Source organism: Xanthomonas sp. BRIP62418, from assembly GCF_003993495.1.
Lineage (GTDB): Bacteria > Pseudomonadota > Gammaproteobacteria > Xanthomonadales > Xanthomonadaceae > Xanthomonas > Xanthomonas euroxanthea.
The window spans coordinates 78,802-97,334 of sequence record NZ_QEZG01000047.1 but is presented as its reverse complement, the minus strand read 5'-3'; the positions used below and the strand labels follow the sequence as shown (position 1 = coordinate 97,334).

Genomic DNA, 18,533 nt, shown 5'->3' with positions numbered 1-18,533 from the left:
CCGGCAGCCGCGGCCTGCCGACATGCGCTACGCATGACGACCTCACGCCGCGCGCTGCTGCGCGGCGTGGGGCTGCGGCGCCAGCTCGGCCAGCACCTCGCCGTGATGGTTGACCAGTTGCAGTGCGCCGCACTGCGTCTCGCGCAGCGCCGTCAGGCTCTCCACCCAGTCGCCGGTGTTGGCGTACAGATGGCCGGCCTGCATGCGCAGTGCGGCGCGATGGATATGCCCACAGACGATGCCGTCCAGATCGCGGCGCACCACATCGGCCAGGCCGGCCGCCACGAAGCGGCCGATGTAACGCTCGGCTGCATCGCTGCGTCGCTTGAGAAACTCGGCCAGCGACCAGTAGCGCATGCCCAGCCGACGCCGCAGACGATTGGTCAGCTGATTGCCGGTAAGGATGCGGTAGTAGAGCCAGTCGCCGAACCGTTCCTGCAGGCCGCCGAAATGGGTCTGCGCGTCGTAGTCGTCGCCATGGGTGACCAGCAGCCGGCGCCCGTCCAGCAAGGTGTGGACGCTGCGTCGGCGCACCTGCATGGCCGGCATCACCAGGCCGCAGAAGCGGCGGATGGCACGGTCGTGGTTGCCGGGCACGTAGATGATCTCGGTGCCACGCCGGGCCTGCGCATGCAGGGCCGCGATCACCTGTTGATGCGCCGCATCCCAGACCGCGCGCCGCTGCGCCATCCACCACAGGTCGATGATGTCGCCCACCAGATACAGCCTCTGGCACCGCTGGCGGCCAATGAAGGCGGCGATCTCGGCGGCATGGCAATGCCGCGAGCCCAGGTGCAGGTCGGACAGGAACAAGGCACGGACCGGTGGATGCAACGTGGACAAGTGCATGCGGGCGTCTCCGGGGCAGGAATCTCGGCGCCACCATCTGGCGGCGCAGGCAGGGTGCATGCGCCGCCCGCAGGCGCCGGCAGCGCACGCACGCAGATGCGCGCCTCGCCGCAAGCCGCGACGCGCTGCCTCGGACACCGCATCGCGGATCGCGGGTCGTGGTCGCCATGGCAGCCATGCGCCCTCGCCCGGCACGCTGTCCAACGACATCGCTGATTCCCCTGCGGCGCCCCGGCCGCAAGCAGCCAAGGCGCCAGGTACGCGCGCATGCTGACCGCTCGATACGACCACTGCATGGCAAGCTGACGACACCCCGATGACCGTGCAAACCCGTGCCACGACACGGGTTTAACGCCACACTGGGCTGTTCAGGCGCACAATGCACAGGGTTGTCGGACGGTGTATCATCCGCACCCATCTTTTCATCCGAATCAAGGGATATAAGCCTGATGTCCAGCTACCTGTTCACCTCCGAATCGGTCTCCGAAGGCCATCCGGACAAGATCGCCGACCAGATCTCCGACGCAGTGCTGGATGCCATCCTGGCCCAGGACAAGCGCGCCCGCGTGGCATGCGAGACGATGGTCAAGACGGGCGTGGCGATCGTTGCCGGCGAAGTGACCACCAGTGCCTGGATCGACCTGGAAGCGCTGACCCGCAAGGTCATTCTGGACATCGGCTACAACAGCTCCGACGTCGGCTTCGACGGCGAGACCTGTGGCGTGCTCAACCTGATCGGCAAGCAGTCGCCGGACATCAACCAGGGCGTGGACCGCAAGAACCCGGAACAGCAGGGCGCCGGCGACCAGGGCCTGATGTTCGGCTATGCGACCAACGAGACCGACAGCCACATGCCGGCCGCGATCCATCTGGCGCACCGCCTGGTCGAGCAGCAGGCCAAGATCCGCAAGAAGAAGAACTCGGCGCTGTCCTGGCTGCGTCCGGACGCCAAGTCGCAGGTCACCCTGCGCTACGAAGACGGCGTCGCGACCGCGATCGACGCGGTGGTGTTGTCGACCCAGCACGATCCGGGCATCAAGCAGAAGGATCTGGTCGAGGCCGTGCGCGAGGAAATCCTCAAGCCGGTGCTGCCGGCCAAGTGGCTGCACAAGGGCACCAAGTTCCACATCAACCCGACCGGCAAGTTCGTGATCGGCGGGCCGGTGGGCGATTGCGGCCTGACCGGCCGCAAGATCATCGTCGACACCTACGGCGGCTGGGCGCGCCACGGTGGCGGTGCGTTCTCCGGCAAGGATCCGTCCAAGGTCGATCGCTCGGCAGCCTACGCCGCGCGCTACGTGGCCAAGAACGTGGTGGCTGCCGGCCTGGCCGACCGCTGCGAAGTGCAGGTTTCCTACGCCATCGGCGTGGCCGAGCCGACCTCGATTTCGGTCACCACCTTCGGCACCGGCAAGATCGCCGACGAACAGATCGAAAAGCTGATCCGCAAGCATTTCGACCTGCGTCCGTTCGGCATCATCCAGATGCTCGACCTGATCCACCCGATGTATCAGCAGACCGCCTCCTACGGCCACTTCGGCCGCAAGCCGAAGGACTTCTCCTACACCGACGCAACCGGGGAGCAGCACAACGCCACCGCGTTCTCGTGGGAAAAGACCGACCGCGCCGACGCGCTGCGCGCCGACGCCAAGCTGAAGTAAGCAGACTGCTCCTGCGGGAGCGGATGCAGTGAATTGCACATGGGCCGCTGATGCGGCCCATGTGCGTTTTGGTGGGATGGATGCTTCCAACCGAACCCTACGGCTGGATTCACTGCGGTCCGATTTTTGATGCGGCCACCGCTTACTGAAGAATCTGCGCGTTGGACATCTAGTGGGTTTGTGCGAATGCTCCAGTCACTGACGCTCTGTGACTGAAGGCTTCGGCCACTGAAGGCGCTTGCAAGCGTAATCGCCTGCCGATCAGCAGTGGCAACGCTGGGAGCGCGGTGCCGCGTCCGGGGGCGGGACCGTGTGGCGGCATGGATGCCGCCACCGAGCCTCCAGGGATGGATTCACGGCGTGTCCCGACACTGGATGCGGCGCCGCGCTGCCGACCAACTCCGCACACCGATCGACTTTGCGCACGACATCTGGTGTTCCCATGCGACTGCTTCGGTTTGCTTAAGGCGCTTGGGCGCGTACCGGTGTGGGATACGCCGCAAGTAAATCCATGTTGGCCCTGGCGCGGCATCCATGCCGCTCAAGGTCCCACACCGGCACGCGCGCAAACACCACCGATCATCGTCGGAGGCTGAAAAAAGAAAAGCCCCTCTCCTGCGGGAGAGGGGTTGGGGTGAGGTACGGGGCGGAGCCTCTTTGCATATTCGATGACACCAGGCGTCGCACGTACCCTCATCCGCTCCTGCGGGGCACCTTCTTCCGTTGGGAGAAGGAACAACCGGTGGTCGCCTTTTCCAGATCAGGATTGCTGCTGCACGGTTACCGATCGAGCTGCAGCTGTTTCTCAAGCGCGCGCATAAACTCCGGCAACGGGCACGCCATGCGTTGCCCTGCTGTGCAAATACCAAGCGCCAATGTCTGCTGCAACGGCGGGTGCGCCAGATCCAATGGCGCCAGCGTCCGCAGTTGATCCAGCGATTGCGCCAGATACCGCGCACGCACCACCTGCTGCCCATTCGGTTCGCGCCATAGCTCCAGCAGCAATGCACCACCCGGCGGCGGATCGTCGGCGCCGTAGCCGGGGAGATGAAAGTGCACGCCCAGCAAACCGCTCAACGCAGCGATATGCGTGTCGCTGCCAACGAAGACCGAGACCTTTGGCGCCTGCATATCGCCGAAGCGCTGCAGCACTTCGCGCGCCAGCGGTGCGCCCGAACGTGAGGCCATGTAATGCGGACGCGCGTAGATGTCGAACAACAAGGCATGCAGGCGCGAGACCTGCGCCAGCCGCTCGGGTGTGGCGCGGCCCCAGCCCACCTGCGACAGCGGCAGGCCTTCGGCGTATTGCAGCAGCAGCACCTCGCCGGTGCCGGAGGTCAGATCGATCGGCCCACCCAGCGCCAGGCCGCGCCCGTTGGCCGACGGCGTCAGCGTGGACGGCATCTGCGCAAAGTCGCAGGGTGTGCGCGTGCAGCCCAGAATCTGCTGCATCGCCTGCAGCTCGGCCGCGTGCCCTCGCAACACGGCGGCTGGGCCACCGGTTTCTCTCTCGATCGCCGCAACTGCCGCCGCGCCATCGAACGGCACTGCGCCGGCTTCGATCGGTCGGAACAACGGATCGTTGCTGCCGGCCTGGCGATGCCCGGCGACGATCCCGCAGCCCGGTGCCAGCGCCGCGGCCAGCAAGGCGCCGCTGTCGATGGTGCGCTGGTCGGTATTGGCCCAGACCGACACGCTGCCTGGTACCGGGCACCCGCTCGGTGGCAACACGCCCTGCTGCACCAGCCATTGGCGCAAATAGTCGCCGCTCAAGTGCACGCCGATGCGCCCACGCGGCGTCAGCAGGCTGGCCGCTGTGGACCATTGCGGCCATGGCGCGTCGGCGTAGTGCGCCGCAGCGGCTTCGCCCTGCAGTGGTGCGCGCACGCCGTGCCGAAAGACAACCACCACGCGTTCCAGTTGCGCGGCCTGCGCGGTCTTTGCGACTGCGGGCGGTCCGGGCGGACGCGGCGTGCAGCCGATCAGCAACAGCGCGCCGAAGCTGAGCGCCGGCACCAGCCATCGCAGCCAAGACGCTGTCGTCGATGCCGGCCTGATACCTGCGCGCAACGGCGCGACGCCTCTGCAGGATGGCAACAACGCAAGCCAAATCGCGTCGCTGCCGTCATCGCCTGCAGGCGTCGGGTCACTACCCTGCCCCGTTGTCATCGCGTGCCCAGAACACATGCTTGGTAGTCATCCCGTTGGTCATGGCGGAATCTACGTTGCCAATATGCAAGGCAGACGACATCCGGCGGAACTTCGCGAACATGTCCGAGCAGGCACCACGCGACGATGATGCTGCGCATCAGCCGCGCGGCCGCGGTGACGGGCGCGGCAGGCGCCCTTACGAACCGCACCGCGCCGCACGGTGCGCCACCTTGCGTGGATAGCCTTCGCACCGGCCGTCAGGACGCCCTGCACAGGGCCGCAGCACGATGACTTGCGATGGGAGTGCGTGCCCTGTAAGCCACGCCTTCCCGCAAGTGCGCTGCAGCGCGATCAGAATGTCGCGGGCGTTGCGGCCGCTGGCTTGCCCTGCGCATCCGTTGCGCCCACCGCCTCGGAGCGCAATTGCTCGTGCAGGATGCGGCGGATCTCCAGAATTGCCTGCGGCGTTTCCTGCACGCTGTGCCAGGAGGTCACCACCAGTTCGGACTCGGCACCGTCCAGGTGCGCGCTGCGATACGGCACCAGGCCATCGTCGGAGTCGGCCAGCGGCACCTGCGGTTTCTCGCGCCCGACAATGGTGTGGTAATGCACCTGCGGGGAAATCGGCAGGTCCATGCTGGCGCGCACGAACGGATCGGTATCGCGCAGGTTGTCGATGCTGGTCGGCGGCAGCAGGCGCCGCTTGCGGCGCGGGTCGCCCCCCTGCCCGCCACGCTCGCTGCTGGCCAGGTCCTGAAACACATCGCCGAAGCGATCCAGCAAGGCGATCGGCAAACGCACCAGGCGGCCGACGAAACGCCCCAGCCCACCCTCGGCCAGGGGCGTGCCGCGATGCGGCGCGGCGATGAAGATGGCGCGGTCGATCTGCGGCATTGGCGAAAAATGCAGCAGCGGCGACAACTTCGCGCGGATGCGTGCACCGCGCTCGCCGTCCAGCCGGTAGTTTTCCAGCAGGGAATTCCACAGGCGCTCGCCCGACGAGGACACCAGCAGGCGGCCGATCACCCCGCCCATGCTGTGGCCGATCAACACCATGTCCTGCGACGCGATCGCCGTGCCGGCCGGATCGAAGTGCTGCAGGCTGCGCTCCACCAGGGCCTGGATTTCGGCGCGGTTGACCGCCACCGGCGCATTGGTGGGGTAGTACACCTGCCAGATCTGGTAGCGCTGGCGCAGCGCTTCATCGCCCATCACTTCGTTGGCGACATTGACCCAGGCTTCCGGGCTGCTGGCCAGCCCGTGCAGCATCAGCAGCACGCGCCGGTCCGGGTCGTAGGGCTGCATCAGATACAGATGCGGGCGGTCGATGCCGCGCGCGCGGCCCAGCATCGACCGCAGCGACTGCGCGGCAAACCCGGACCTGGCTAGCCACAGCCCATAGGCGGCGGTGAAATTGGCCGCCAGCGGCACGCGCTGGCCATGCAGCACCACCTCGTTCTGGCGATACGGATCGTAGGGCACCACGGTGGCGGCATGGCCACGCAGCACCGCATCCAGCGTCTGTCCATCGAAACGCAGCAGCAGCGTTGCCGGTGCGTACGGCATCTCGCTGAAGGTCGGCAGCGGACGCTCCGGCGCTGCGGCGGCGGCGGCCGGTTGCAAGGCCAGCCCGGCTGGGTCGCCGACCACTTGCGGGTCCACCTCGGCCACCAGTTCGGCCCCGAAGCCGTCGCGTCGATACGTGCTGCGCAGTCCATCGAAGCGCAACGCCGAGGCGGCGAAGATCGCGCGCGGCGTGTTGCCACCGCCCGGCAAGCGATACGCAGACATGTCGATCCTGACCTGCCAGCGACCAAGTGTGGTGGGTTCGCGCTCGGTCTGGCCGGTCTGCTGCGCGCGCGCGAACAGGCGTTCGATCACCTGCTGCACGGCATAGTTGTAGTAGTCGCGTACCTGCGTCTGGCGATTCTCGAACGCACGCGCACTGGGCGCCCGATCGGTGAAGAACAGGTAGGCGTAGGCATGCCGCGCCACTTCCAGCCAGGCGTCGACTGCCGCATCGCTCATCGTTGCCGGGTCGCGCCCGCCCAGGGCAATCGCCTGCGCCGTCCAGAGCTCGGCCTGCGTCGCCAGCCGGCGCTCGTTGCCGATGCCTGCGAGGGTGGTGAGCTGCTGCAGGCAGGGCAGCGGGTCGCTGCGGCAGGCCTTGGGCTGCAGACCGGCCACCTGCACCGTCTCGCTGCTGGCCTGGCTCAATGCGCCGGTACTGAGCACATCGCCGCGCGTGCGCGCGATGTAGTCGCCGCTGCTGTGCGATTGCACCGTGACCATCGCGCAGCCGCTCAGCCACAGGCTCGCCAGCAGTCCTGCCAGCACGGCAGCGGCGCGGCATCCACGCAGGCGCGGCGTCATCGCACTGCGCTCCGGGCTGGTGCTGGTGCTGGCGCCTGCGGCATGCCGGCACGGATGCGCTCGGAGAAATCCGCGGCCTTGTCGGCGGCGATCGCACGTGCGGTGAAATGCCCGCGCTGCTTCAGGGTGGCGAAGTCGTAGCCGGGCATCAGCCCATCGTGATCGTAGGCGTATTCGTCGACGTAGCCGGACAGCAACAGGCGATGATCCAGCGGCAAGGTAGGCTGCAATTGGCGCGCCAACGCAAACACGATCGTGGTGCAGTTGCTGGTGAGCGTGTTGTAAAACGCCGGCGCGCGATTCAGGTCGTTGGCCAGGCCCACGTAGCCCATGAACATGCGGCGCAGCCCGGCCTTGGGAAGCGCCAGCCGGTACAAGTACATGTCCTCGCCGCGCACGTTGGTGCGCACGCGCAGGATGTCGCGCTCGTCGGCGGCCACCAGGGTTTCTTCGAAGCTGCGGAAGAACCCGCCCAATGCCGAGAACGATTCGCCACGCTCCTTGCGGATTTCCAGCGAGAACACCACGTGCGAGCCGTCGTCGAAACCGAACGACACCAACGTGTGCGCGATCGCCGGGCCCATCCAGTACGACAGCGCCAGATCGGCGCTGACCAGGCGATCCAGGTCGTACTGGCGGGTTTCCCAGCGCGGCTGGTAGTCGGTTTCGCCATGCCAGTCGAAATTGCGCACGTTGTGCAGCGTGACGATGTTGCCGTGCACCTCCGGCTGCAGGCGCTGGGCGACATCGTCGGCCCAGTCGCGGTCCTGGCTGGGCTGCATCATCCACCACGACAGCGCCAGCACCGCGAAGGCGGCACTGAAGATGCCCACCAAGGCCCAGTTCTCGCGGCCACGCCGCAACCCCCACAACGCCGCGATTGCCATCGCGCACCACGAACCCACCCACGCCGCGCGCACGAACGCATTGCCGGTCAGCGCGAAGTAGATCGCCAGGCCGCCCCAGAGCGCGGCCAGCACCAGCGCCCCCCGCAGCGCCCAGCGCCCGATGCGCGAACGCGTGGCCGGTTTCATCGGGTGCCGCCTTCCGGCACCTGCATGCCCAGTGCGTGCATCAACAGGTCGGCCGAGCGATGGGCAAGCCGTTTGCGTTCGGATTCGTCGTTGCCGCGCAGGCAGCTGCCCAGCATGTCGATCACCAGCAGCAGTTGCTCGTCATCGACATCGGCACGGCACAGGCCGGCGTCGCGGGCGCGATGCACGAACGGCAGGAAGATGCGCACCACACGCCGGTCGGCCGCGTCCACGGCCGGGTGCGCGCGCTCGATCGAACGCCAGAAATCCACCAGCGGCGCGGACTGGGCGATGTGCTCGGCCACATCGTGCAGCAGCACGGCCAGCCCGTCCGGGCGCTCGGCCAGATCGGCGGCCAGCCGTTCCAGGCCATCCAGGCCACGGGTCATCAGCGCTGTCATCAGCGCGAGCCGGTCGGGGAAATTGCGGTACAGCGTGGCGCGGCCAAGGCCGGCACGCTCGACCACCAGTTCCAGCGGGGCGTTGACGCCGTGTTCGCTGAACACTTCGTCGGCAGCATCGAGTATCTGCCGGCGGCGCAGCGCGGCATCAGGGCGGGAAGTCGTCATCGCGGCATTATCGGACAGATTTGTCCGGTAACACCAGAGTCCGCTTCACCAATCTGCGCCCTCTCCGACCAACGGTCTGCTCCGGCAGTCTGCTCCGGCAGCGCCTCCGACGGCCGGAGCAGCGAACGGATCAGCCGGTGTTCTGCACGCCTTGCGAGACACCGTTGACGCAGGCCACCAGCGCGCGCAGCAATTCGTCGTCTTCGCCATCGGTGGCGCGCCAGCGCTGCAGCAGGTCCACCTGCAGCACACTGATCGGGTCGATGTAGGGGTTGCGCAGGCGGATCGACAAGGCCAGCCGCGGGTCGTGCTGCAGCAGCGACTGCTGGCCGGTCAACGCCTTCACCCAGCCCTTGGTCAGCGCCAGCTCGGCGCCGATGCCCGGGAAGAACCGCGCATGCAGGACGCCCGACAAACGCGAAAACAGCTCGGCGATGGTGAGGTCGCCCTTGGACAGCACCATCGCCACGTCGTCGAGGAAGGTGCGGAAGAATGGCCAGTCCTGCGCCATCTCGCGCAAGGTCTCCTCGTGCCCCGCATCCACTGCTGCCTGCAGGCCGCTGCCCACGCCGTACCAGCCCGGGATCACCGCACGCGCCTGGCTCCAGGCGAACACCCACGGAATCGCGCGCAGGTTGGACAAGGCCGCGTCCTGGCCGAGCCGGCGCGACGGACGCGAGCCCAGCGTCATGCGTTCGATCACATCGATCGGCGTGGCCAGGCGGAAGTACTGCATGAAATCCGGCGCGCCAACGAAGGCGCGATACGCCACGGTGCTGCGCTCGGCGACCAGATCCATCACCGGGCGCCAGCGCTCCTCGCGCGGCTCCGGCGCCCGCGGACGCAGGCTGGACAGCAGCACCGCGCCGGTCATCTGTTCCAGCGAGCGCAGCGCCAGGGCACGGATGCCGTACTTGCGATGGATCACCTCGCCTTGCTCGGTCACGCGCAGCCGGCCATCGACACTGCCGCGCGGCGCGGCATCCAGCGCGCGGCTGGTCTTGCCGCCGCCACGCGCGATCGAACCACCGCGGCCGTGGAAGAAGGTCAGCCGCACGCCGAGTTCGGCGGCAGCCTCCAGCAGTTCGACCTGCGCGCGTTGCAGCCCCCACCGCGAGGCGGTGATGCCGCCGTCCTTGCCGCTGTCCGAATACCCCAGCATCACCATCTGCATATCGCCGCGCGCAGCCAGGTGCTGGCGGTAGACCGGGTCGGCGAGCAGATCCTGCACGGTGCCGGTGCCGCCGCGGAGATCGTCCACGGTTTCGAACAGCGGCACGATATCCAGCGGCACCGTGCCGGCGTCGTCGACCAGACCGCCGCGGCGCGCCAGCGCCAGCACGGTCAGCACGTCGGCGCGGTTGTGCGCCATCGAGATGATGTAGCTGCCCAACGCATCGGCGCCATGGCGGCTGCGCGCATCGGCAAGCGCGGCGAACACCGCATCCAGCCGCGCATTGCCTTCGTCATCCACGCGCGGCAATGCCTGTTCGCCGGAGGCATACGGACCGAGCAATGCGGCGCGCTGGGTGGCGTCCTGTTCGTCCCAGTCCGCCTGACCCAATGCGTCGGCCACCGCGCGCGCATGCACGCTCGATTCCTGGCGCACGTCCAGACGCGCCAGGTGGAAGCCGAAGCTGCGCACGCGCCACAGCAGGCGGCGCACCGCGAACCAACCGGCGTGCAGGCCCTTGTTGGCCTGCAGGCTGTCCAGGATCAATTGCAGATCGTGCTCCAGCTCGGACGGACTGGTGTAGGCGCCCTCGGCATCGTCCAGCGTGGCCTGCAGGCGCGCGCGCATCAGATCGTTGAGCAGCCGGTACGGCATGTCGCCATGGCGCGGACGCGAGCGTGCGGCGTCTTCCGGCAACAACGCGCGGTAGCGCTGCAGTTGCTCGCTCAACGCCGGGCTCACCGCCACCAGCGTGGTCGACTGGCTGAGCAGGCTGGCCAGTTGCCAGAGTTCCTTCTGATACCGGTCCAGCACCGCACGCCGTTGCGCATCCAGCGTTCCGGCAATGGTGGTGGCATCCACATTGGGGTTGCCGTCCATGTCGCCGCCGACCCAGGTGCCGAAGCGCAGCAGCCGCGGCAGGGTCGGCACGCTGCCGTAGGTCTCTTCGATGGCGTGTTCGAGGGTTTCGTACATCACCGGCACCACGCGATAGAGCACCTGGGTGAGGTAGAACCCCACATGCTCGCGCTCGTCCTCCACGGTGGGACGCACCGGCGAGGAGTCGGCGGTCTGCCAGGAGGCGGTCAGGGCCATGCGGAAGCGCGCCGCGTCGGTGGCGCGCTCGTTGGGTGTGCGCATGCCGTCCAGGTTGTCGACCAGGCTGGCGACCATCAGCTGTTCTTTTTCCAGCAGCGCGCGGCGCACCGCTTCGGTGGGATGGGCGGTGAACACAGGCTCCACGTCGATGCGCGGCAACCACGCGCTGAGTTCGTCCAGGCTCACGCCCTGTGCCTTGAGCCGACGCAATGCATCGTGCAGGCCATCGGGCTGCGGCGTGTCGGTGCCGCTGCGCTGGTATTCGCGGCGGCGGCGGATGCGGTGCACGCGCTCGGCGATGTTGACCACCTGGAAATAGGTACTGAAGGCACGCACCAGCGCCTCGGCCTGGCGCGGTTCACGCCCGGCCAGTTGCGCGCTCAGCGTGGACGGCGGCGCATCGCCCTCGCGCCGCGCAATCGCGGTGGTGCGAACGCGTTCGACTTCCTCGAGGAATTCCGCAGAGACCTGCTCGGCGAGCAGGTCACCGACCAGGGCGCCGAGCCGACGCACGTCGTCGCGCAAGGGCAGGTCGGGGGTAGCGAACACAAGACTGCTGCGGTACTCGTTCATCGGAAACGCACACCCTCTCAAGCGCAAAGTCGTCGAAGACTAACCCAAAAGGATTAGATGATCGCGACCGGCATGACGGTTTCATCATCAACCATCGTGTGCGCCTACCGACGACTCCGTAGGAGCGCGCTGGCGCGCGACGAGAGTTTGCAGGTCGGGCAAGCCGCGCCTACGAGGTGGGGCTGGCCTGGTCATGCCCATCGCGGGCAAGCCCGCTCCTGCGGGGTGGGGTTGTCCGGGTAACGCCCATCGCGGACAAGCCGCGCCTGCGGGGCGGGGTTGTCCTGGTCATGCCCCGTCGCGCCCGGGTGCGCTCCTACGGGTGATCGCGGCAATCGCGTGGGCGGCGCAGCGATTCGTCCCGGGACGCGCAGGCCGCATCCACGTAGGAGCGCACCCGGGCGCGACGACGCTTCACCGGTAACCCCGCATCGCGCGCAAGCGCGCTCCTGCCGGTGCCGGCCCACCATCGATCAACGCGTACGCGTCGCGCCGGTCTCCTTCACCGGTTCGCCGAGATGGGTCTTCAACCACTGCTCGCTCTCGGCCAGCATCTGCAGGATCGACTGCCGTGCGCGATACGCATGCGATTCGTTGGGCAGCAGCACCAGCCGCGCCGTGCCGCCCAGGCCCTTGATCGCGGCGAACATGCGCTCGCTCTGGATCGGGAAGGTGCCGGTGTTGTTGTCGTCCTGGCCGTGGATCAGCAGCAGCGGGTCCTTGATCCTGTCGGCATAGTTGAACGGCGACATCGCCTGGTACACCGATTGCGCCTGCCAGTAGTTGCGCTCCTCGGCCTGGAAGCCGAACGGCGTCAGCGAGCGGTTGTAGGCGCCGCTGCGCGCGATGCCGGCCTTGAACAGCCGCGTGTGCGCAAGCAGGTTGGCGGTCATGAAGGCGCCATAGGAATGCCCGCCGATGGCGATGTGTTCGCGGTCGGTGACCCCGCGCCGCACCACTTCGTCCACCGCGGCCTGCGCATCGGCGACCAGCTGCGGCACGTAGGTGTCGTTGGGCTCGGCATCGCCCTCGCCGACGATCGGCATGGTCGGGTTGTTGAGCACCACATAGCCGATCGCCAGGAACGCCTGCGGGCCCCAGTAGCTGATCGCGTTGAAACGGTACGGCGAGTCGGTGACCTGGCTGGCGGTATCGGCACTCTTGAACTCGCCCGGGTAGGCCCACATCAGCAGCGGCCGCGGGCCATCGCGCTTGGGGTCGTAACCGGGCGGCAGCAGCAGCGTGGCGGTGAGGTCCACGCCATCGGCGCGCTTGTAGCGGATCTGCTCCTTCTGCACGCCGCGCAACTGCGGCAGCGGGTGGGCGAAATGCGTCAACGCACGCGGTGCAGGCGCTGCATCGCCCAATGCCTGCACGACGTAGTTGGCTGGCTCCTCGGGCGATTCGCGGCTGAGCAGCAACTGCGTGCCCTGCGCGTCCAGCAACGCCAGCGGCGCGGAATAGCTCGGCGCCTGCGAATGGAACAGACGCGTGGCACGCTTGCTGCGCAGATCGAAGCGATCCACGAACGGGCGATCACCTTCCGGCGAAGCGCCCTTGCCGAGCAGGAACAGGCTGTTGCCGTCGGCGCCGGTCTGCAGCAGCGTGCGGCCCTTGCCGTCGGCCACGGTCGCCGGCGTGCCGGGATCGTTGTAGCGGTCCTGCGAGGAGCGGTCCCAGAGCAATTCGGGTGCGCGCTGTGGCTGGTCCGGTGCGATGCGCCACTGTTTGGTGCGGCGGGTCTTCCACCAGCTTTCGCTGAGGATGGCCAGATCGCCGCGGCCCCACTGGATGCCTTCATACCGGCTACCCAACCGCGCCAGCGTCACCGGCGCGCGCGCGAACGGCGCGGCCTGCATCAGCACCGCATCGCGGACCGTGCTCACGCGGGCCGGATCACCACCGTCCTGCGCCTCGGCCCAGACCAGCGTGGCCGGCGCATCGGCGCGCCAGGCGATGTCGCGCACGCCGGTGGGCACGGCGTCGTTGCCGGTCGGCAGGCCTTCGACCAACGGCAGCTGGGCGATCTGCCGCACCAGCTTGCCCTGCAGGTCCAGCACCTCGATGCGGCGGGCGAAGTTGTCCACCGGCACCACATATGAAAACGGCCGTTCGGCGCGTTCGCTCAGGAGGTAGCGGCCATCTGGCGATACCGACAGGTTGAGATAGATGCCGGGCGTGGCGATCGGGCGCACCTGCCCGGTCACGCCGACGATGATCGGCTGGCCGGTGGCGTAGTACTCGAACACGCGCGCGTCGGCCTCGTTGCGCAGCAGGTCCTGGTAGGTCGGCAGCGAGCGCACGCCGGCCGCGGCACTGGTCTGCTGGATCGCCGGGCCGTCCGGGGTCGCGTCGCGCGCCGGTGGCGTGCCCTGCCCGGCCACCTGCTGTTGCAGCAACAGGCCGCTGCCATCGGGCAACCAGTGCAAGGCGTCGTCGACGCTGGTGTTCAAGCCGGCGACCAGGCGCCTGGCCTGCCCGGCCGCCACGTCCACCAGCCACAGTTCGTTGGCCCCGTTGGCCGCGTCCTCGCGGCGGAACGCCAGATAACGCTGATCCGGCGACCAGCTCAACGTGGCCAGCGCCAACGGCGTCGGCAGCCCGGTGATCTGCCGCTCGCTGCCATCGGCCACCGACAGCAGCCACAGCTTGTCGGCAAAGGCAAACCGGCTGCTGGCAACCGTCTTGGGATGGATGCGCAGGCCGGCCAGCTTGAGCTCGGGCTGGGCCACCTCGGCGATGTCCGGCAATGCAGGCAACTGCACCATCGCGCCCAGGTCGCGTTTGGGAGACAGGTGCAGCAGCGGTGCGCGCGGGGCATCCACCACCGCCTGCAGCGCCTTGGAGGGCAGCTGGTAGCCGGTGCTTGCCGCCGCGGCGGGCTGGGCGGCCGGTGCGACGGCTGCCGCTGCAGCCAGTGGTGTTGCGCTCAGCGCCAGCGCGCCTGCCAGGACCCATCGCTGCCGCCGCCTGCCGTGCCGTGCATCGGGTATCGCCTGCATTGTCCGTCCCCAGTGTCGATCGACTCCGGACCATAGCAGCCGCCCGCGCACCGCTCCCCCTGCCGTTGGTTGGGTGCACACCAATTCATGCCGGAGGGGGGTGCTGCCGATATAATCGATGCTCTCGTCGAGGGGCGCTGCGACCGGTATGGCGGACTGATCTGCCTACTGCACCACAGGTGCAGGAAACTACGGCCAGGCTCGACCAGCATTCATCGTTCAACGGCGCCCGGAACTGCAGACATTTGTTTGCCTACCGGAGCTATTGCATGAACGCTGTCGCAAAAACCGTCGCGCAGACGGACTACAAGATCGCCGATCTTTCCCTGGCCGATTGGGGCCGCAAGGAACTGGACATCGCCGAGCACGAGATGCCGGGCCTGATGTCGATCCGCCGCAAGCATGCGCAGACCAAGCCGCTGAAGGATGTCCGCATCACCGGCTCGCTGCACATGACCATCCAGACCGCGGTGCTGATCGAAACGCTCAAGGACATCGGCGCCAACGTGCGCTGGGCCTCGTGCAACATCTTCTCCACCCAGGACCACGCGGCCGCCGCGATCGCCGCCTCCGGCACGCCGGTGTTCGCCTGGAAAGGCGAGACGCTGGAAGAGTACTGGGACTGCACCCTGGACGCGCTGACCTTCACCCTGCCCGACGGCACCCAGACCGGCCCGGAGCTGGTGGTGGACGACGGCGGCGACGTCACCCTGCTGATTCACAAGGGCTATGAGCTCGAAAACGGCAGCACCTGGGTCGACGAGCCGGCCTCCTCGCACGAGGAAGGCGTGATCAAGGCGCTGCTCAAGCGCGTGGCCGTCGAGCGTCCGGGTTACTGGACCCGCGTGGTCAAGGACTGGAAGGGCGTCTCCGAAGAGACCACCACCGGCGTGCACCGTCTGTACCAAATCGCCGAAGCCGGCAAGCTGCTGATCCCGGCCATCAACGTCAACGACTCGGTCACCAAGAGCAAGTTCGACAACCTCTACGGCTGCCGCGAGTCGCTGGCCGATGGCCTCAAGCGCGCGATGGACGTGATGCTGGCCGGCAAGGTTGCGGTGGTCTGCGGCTATGGCGACGTCGGCAAGGGCAGTGCCGCCTCGCTGCGCGCCTACGGTGCCCGCGTGATCGTCACCGAGATCGACCCGATCTGCGCCCTGCAGGCGTCGATGGAAGGCTTCGAGGTCAACACCATCGAATCCACCCTGGGCCGCGGCGACATCTATGTCACCACCACCGGCAACAAGGACATCATCACCGTCGAGCACCTGCAGGCGATGAAGGACCAGGCCATCGTCTGCAACATCGGCCACTTCGACAACGAGATCCAGGTCGATGCGCTGAATGCGTTGAAGGGCGTGGAGAAGATCAACATCAAGCCGCAGGTCGACAAGTACGTGTTCGCCAACGGCAACGCGATCTTCCTGCTGGCCGACGGCCGCCTAGTGAACCTGGGCTGCGCCACCGGCCACCCGAGCTTTGTGATGTCCAACTCGTTCGCCAACCAGACCCTGGCGCAGATCGACCTGTGGGAAAAGCGCGACAGCTACGAGAAGAAGGTCTACATCCTGCCCAAGCACCTGGACGAGGAAGTCGCGCGTCTGCACCTGGAAAAGATCGGCGTCAAGCTGACCACCCTGACCAAGGACCAGGCCGAGTATCTCGGCGTGGACGTGGCCGGCCCGTACAAGCCGGATCATTACCGCTACTGATCAGCCGAGCGGTTGATTGCCCGGATGTCACCGCTTGAACAGGACGGGCGCCGCAAGGCGCCCGTTTTCTTTGCAGGATGCTGGATGGCCCCGCGTGCAAGCAGCCCAACATGGCGACCAATCTGCGTTCGCGCCATGGGGCATCCACATGCATCGCATGGATGCAACGTCTCGAGCAAGACACCATGGAATCCAGCACGCCGGGCAGCCTTGCCGTCGGCGTGCCAGCCGTTGCCGTATGCGATACTCGGCCAAGGCTTGCGGCTTACCTGCGTGGCAGCAAGACTGGTCAACCACTACGTAACACCCATCGTCAAAAGGAACCAACATGGGCGGCTTCAGCATCTGGCACTGGATCATCATTCTTTTCTTTTTTTGCAGTATCGCTGCGGTCATCAGCCTGATCGTCTGGGTCGCAAAGCGCGCGTCGCGCAAATCGACTGGGGCAACGACAGGGTCAGCAGCGCCAAAGAGCGCTCAAGCCAGACTGCTGGAGCTGGACACGCTGAGGTCGCAGCAGTTGATCACGGATGCGGAGTACCAACAGCGCCGCAGCCATATCCTCAGCGAGATCTGAGCAGCGGCTGCAACGCATGAACCATGTTTCCGCTGTCCTGGATCAACATGTCCATGTGATCTGCGACAGTGCCATGCGCCAGACATTGCAGATGCGCGACAGTTCGATGCAAGACCGCATCAGTCTGAGCTTCAAGGGCTCTGAAGAGCTTGCCGAAATCCTCAGCCTGCTGCAATCAGTGCAGATTCCCTTTGCCGACACACCTGCGGGCTGGCCGCCTGCAGCCGTCTTCGCGCAGCTCAGGGATCAGGGACTGGTGCAAGGCGCAATCAATACTGTCGCATGGGTTGCCCCGGACATGCCCGTGCTCGGCGTCGGCTAGCACGCATCTGCGCCAGGGTTGCCGGCAGCTGATCCGGTGCAATCCACGCAATGTCGCGATGCGGCAAGTCCGAAAACTGCAGACGCAGCTCGGCCCTGCAGTCGCACCTGCAGCTACGTTTATGCTCGACCAAAGCAAGCGCCCGCAGTGGCGAGCGGCACCGCACCGCCACGCCTGAGTTCAAGAGCAGCGCTGCGTTCCCCGCCGCGCGGAAGAATTGCACGACACGCCGTGGCTATCCGCCCGCTACGGCCGCCAGTTCGCATTGCGTTCCCAGAACGCAACGCTGCGCCGGTACGCATCGCGGTCCAGTGCCACACCGGAGCCGCCCTCGTCCACGCCCAGTGCGTTGCGCAGCATGGTGATGGGCGCCATCGGAATTTCTTCCGGCTCGGTGGTGTAGAGGCAACCGACCACACCCCAATCGGCGTCGATCGGCGCGCCTTCCCTGGCCAGTTGATCGCGGCTGTAGAGGATCGGCAGCAAGTACGTCGCCACCGGCGGCTCCACCCCTTCGAACCAACGCACCAGCACCGGCAACTCCTGCGTGCTGCGTGCCTCGTAGCCGGAGCGCAGCTGGTGGCGGTTTTCGTCAGTGATCGGCGCAGTGAGGCAGCGCGTCGAGGTCCAGTTGCGGTGCACATGTAGCTGACAGAACGGCGCATAGCCTGCGATCACGCGCACCGGCGTTTCTTCGTTGAGCCGCTGGATGAACTGCTCGGGTGTGCAATCCTGGATGGCGTTGCGACGACCATCGCGGGGAAACAGTCGGGTGCGGGCGAACGGTGTGAGAACGATGGACATGAGCGTGGTCGGATGGCGAAGGACGCCAGGGTAGCCTGCCGCCCTGCGGCGCGACCACTTACCAGATCAGATCGTCCGGCACCTTGAACTGGCTGTAATAGTCGTCGTCGCTATCCGGCGCCGCTGGCGTGCTGCTACGGCCATGGTCCAGCACCACGCTGTCGGCATCGCGGCTGTAGACCTTGTCGGCGGCGGCGCGCGGAATCAGCTCAAAGCCATCGCCATGCCGCACGATCACCAGCGCGCCGCTGGCCAGCTGGCTGCGGAGCGCAGTGTTGACCAGCACGCTGCGGATGACGCTGCCGTCGTTGAAGCGGTAGTCGATCTCCCCCTCACGCTTGATCTTGTTGGTCTCCACGATCTGCCGGACCTGGGCCAGCAGTTCCTGCCGCCGCAGCTGCACCTTGCGCTCCTCGGCCAGTGCGCGATCACGCTCGGCGCGCTCGGCCTGCAGGCGCGCTGCATCCACCTTGTCGGCATCTGCGGGCAATGCCGCCCCGCCCTTGGCATGACGTTGCTTGACCTGCTCACGCGCCACCTTGTCCACCTGGGCCTTCTTGACCAGCCCGGCCTTGAGCAGTTGTTCTTGCAATGGATTACGCATGGGAAGGATCGGCAATGAACTGGCCGCTAG

Annotated in this window: 13 protein-coding genes and 1 riboswitch; of the genes, 4 read left to right on the top strand and 9 right to left on the bottom strand. The window is 67.0% G+C overall.

Annotated elements, in window-relative coordinates; genetic code table 11:
* Positions 1–42: 42 nt before the first annotated feature.
* A complete protein-coding gene (locus EO174_RS17305; RefSeq protein WP_126946222.1) occupies positions 43–849 on the bottom strand; it encodes a UDP-2,3-diacylglucosamine diphosphatase in 807 nt (268 codons plus the stop codon).
* 449 nt (positions 850–1,298) lie between these two features.
* Here EO174_RS17305 and metK point away from each other — a divergent pair, with 449 nt between their 5' ends.
* Complete coding sequence (gene metK / locus EO174_RS17300) at positions 1,299–2,510, top strand: methionine adenosyltransferase (RefSeq protein ID WP_104584603.1); 1,212 nt, start codon at positions 1,299–1,301, stop codon at positions 2,508–2,510.
* 780 nt (positions 2,511–3,290) lie between these two features.
* Here metK and EO174_RS17290 read toward each other — a convergent pair.
* The 6 genes from EO174_RS17290 to EO174_RS17265 all read right to left on the bottom strand — a co-directional run bounded on the left by EO174_RS17290 (position 3,291) and on the right by EO174_RS17265 (position 14,484).
* Positions 3,291–4,526, bottom strand: a complete 1,236-nt coding sequence (locus EO174_RS17290; RefSeq protein WP_126946216.1) for a histidine-type phosphatase — start codon at positions 4,524–4,526, stop codon at positions 3,291–3,293.
* Positions 4,527–5,012: 486 nt separating this feature from the next.
* The gene (locus EO174_RS17285; RefSeq protein ID WP_126946213.1) at positions 5,013–7,034 is read right to left on the bottom strand and encodes an alpha/beta fold hydrolase; all 2,022 of its coding nucleotides are present in this window, start codon (positions 7,032–7,034) and stop codon (positions 5,013–5,015) included.
* Positions 7,031–8,068, bottom strand: coding sequence for a DUF4105 domain-containing protein (locus EO174_RS17280; protein WP_126946210.1), 1,038 nt, complete (start codon positions 8,066–8,068; stop codon positions 7,031–7,033). The genes EO174_RS17285 and EO174_RS17280 overlap by 4 nt, the downstream gene beginning before the upstream one ends.
* Positions 8,065–8,637, bottom strand: coding sequence for a TetR/AcrR family transcriptional regulator (locus tag EO174_RS17275; RefSeq protein WP_102583939.1), 573 nt, complete (start codon positions 8,635–8,637; stop codon positions 8,065–8,067). The genes EO174_RS17280 and EO174_RS17275 overlap by 4 nt, the downstream gene beginning before the upstream one ends.
* A 130-nt stretch (positions 8,638–8,767) precedes the next feature.
* Positions 8,768–11,482 carry a phosphoenolpyruvate carboxylase gene (gene ppc / locus EO174_RS17270; RefSeq protein WP_126946207.1) on the bottom strand — a complete coding sequence of 905 codons (2,715 nt, stop codon included), beginning with the start codon at positions 11,480–11,482 and terminating at the stop codon, positions 8,768–8,770.
* A gap of 473 nt (positions 11,483–11,955) precedes the next feature.
* A complete protein-coding gene (locus EO174_RS17265) occupies positions 11,956–14,484 on the bottom strand; it encodes a prolyl oligopeptidase family serine peptidase (RefSeq protein ID WP_126946204.1) in 2,529 nt (842 codons plus the stop codon).
* Between the two features lie 123 nt (positions 14,485–14,607).
* Positions 14,608–14,722: riboswitch (S-adenosyl-L-homocysteine riboswitch) on the top strand.
* Between the two features lie 31 nt (positions 14,723–14,753).
* Between EO174_RS17265 and ahcY the strand changes: the two genes are divergently transcribed.
* The 3 genes from ahcY (at position 14,754) to EO174_RS17250 (ending at position 17,095) form a co-directional block, all read left to right on the top strand.
* Positions 14,754–16,196, top strand: a complete 1,443-nt coding sequence (gene ahcY / locus EO174_RS17260) for an adenosylhomocysteinase (RefSeq protein ID WP_115676125.1) — start codon at positions 14,754–14,756, stop codon at positions 16,194–16,196.
* Positions 16,197–16,524: 328 nt separating this feature from the next.
* Complete coding sequence (locus tag EO174_RS17255; RefSeq protein ID WP_126946201.1) at positions 16,525–16,773, top strand: hypothetical protein; 249 nt, start codon at positions 16,525–16,527, stop codon at positions 16,771–16,773.
* A gap of 16 nt (positions 16,774–16,789) precedes the next feature.
* Positions 16,790–17,095 (top strand): hypothetical protein, encoded by a 306-nt coding sequence (locus EO174_RS17250; RefSeq protein WP_126946198.1) that lies wholly within the window; start codon positions 16,790–16,792, stop codon positions 17,093–17,095.
* Positions 17,096–17,341: 246 nt separating this feature from the next.
* Here EO174_RS17250 and EO174_RS17245 read toward each other — a convergent pair whose 3' ends face one another.
* Together EO174_RS17245 and EO174_RS17240 are read right to left on the bottom strand one after the other, a co-directional pair.
* On the bottom strand, positions 17,342–17,899 hold the full coding sequence (locus tag EO174_RS17245) for a DUF3228 family protein (RefSeq protein WP_119129634.1): 558 nt from the start codon (positions 17,897–17,899) through the stop codon (positions 17,342–17,344).
* A 58-nt stretch (positions 17,900–17,957) separates the two neighbouring features.
* Entirely contained in the window at positions 17,958–18,503 is a 546-nt protein-coding gene (locus EO174_RS17240) for a DUF2058 domain-containing protein (RefSeq protein WP_126946195.1), read from the bottom strand.
* Positions 18,504–18,533 lie beyond the last annotated feature (30 nt).

What these genes read in the sequence shown, in the direction of transcription:
- EO174_RS17305 (WP_126946222.1), bottom strand. Translation starts at nt 849, where the DNA reads ATGCACTTGTCCACGTTGCATCCACCGGTCCGTGCCTTGTTCCTGTCC.
- metK (WP_104584603.1), top strand. Translation starts at nt 1,299, where the DNA reads ATGTCCAGCTACCTGTTCACCTCCGAATCGGTCTCCGAAGGCCATCCG.
- EO174_RS17285 (WP_126946213.1), bottom strand. Translation starts at nt 7,034, where the DNA reads ATGACGCCGCGCCTGCGTGGATGCCGCGCCGCTGCCGTGCTGGCAGGA.
- EO174_RS17280 (WP_126946210.1), bottom strand. Translation starts at nt 8,068, where the DNA reads ATGAAACCGGCCACGCGTTCGCGCATCGGGCGCTGGGCGCTGCGGGGG.
- EO174_RS17275 (WP_102583939.1), bottom strand. Translation starts at nt 8,637, where the DNA reads ATGACGACTTCCCGCCCTGATGCCGCGCTGCGCCGCCGGCAGATACTC.
- ppc (WP_126946207.1), bottom strand. Translation starts at nt 11,482, where the DNA reads ATGAACGAGTACCGCAGCAGTCTTGTGTTCGCTACCCCCGACCTGCCC.
- EO174_RS17265 (WP_126946204.1), bottom strand. Translation starts at nt 14,484, where the DNA reads ATGCAGGCGATACCCGATGCACGGCACGGCAGGCGGCGGCAGCGATGG.
- ahcY (WP_115676125.1), top strand. Translation starts at nt 14,754, where the DNA reads ATGAACGCTGTCGCAAAAACCGTCGCGCAGACGGACTACAAGATCGCC.
- EO174_RS17255 (WP_126946201.1), top strand. Translation starts at nt 16,525, where the DNA reads ATGGGCGGCTTCAGCATCTGGCACTGGATCATCATTCTTTTCTTTTTT.
- EO174_RS17250 (WP_126946198.1), top strand. Translation starts at nt 16,790, where the DNA reads ATGAACCATGTTTCCGCTGTCCTGGATCAACATGTCCATGTGATCTGC.
- EO174_RS17245 (WP_119129634.1), bottom strand. Translation starts at nt 17,899, where the DNA reads ATGTCCATCGTTCTCACACCGTTCGCCCGCACCCGACTGTTTCCCCGC.
- EO174_RS17240 (WP_126946195.1), bottom strand. Translation starts at nt 18,503, where the DNA reads ATGCGTAATCCATTGCAAGAACAACTGCTCAAGGCCGGGCTGGTCAAG.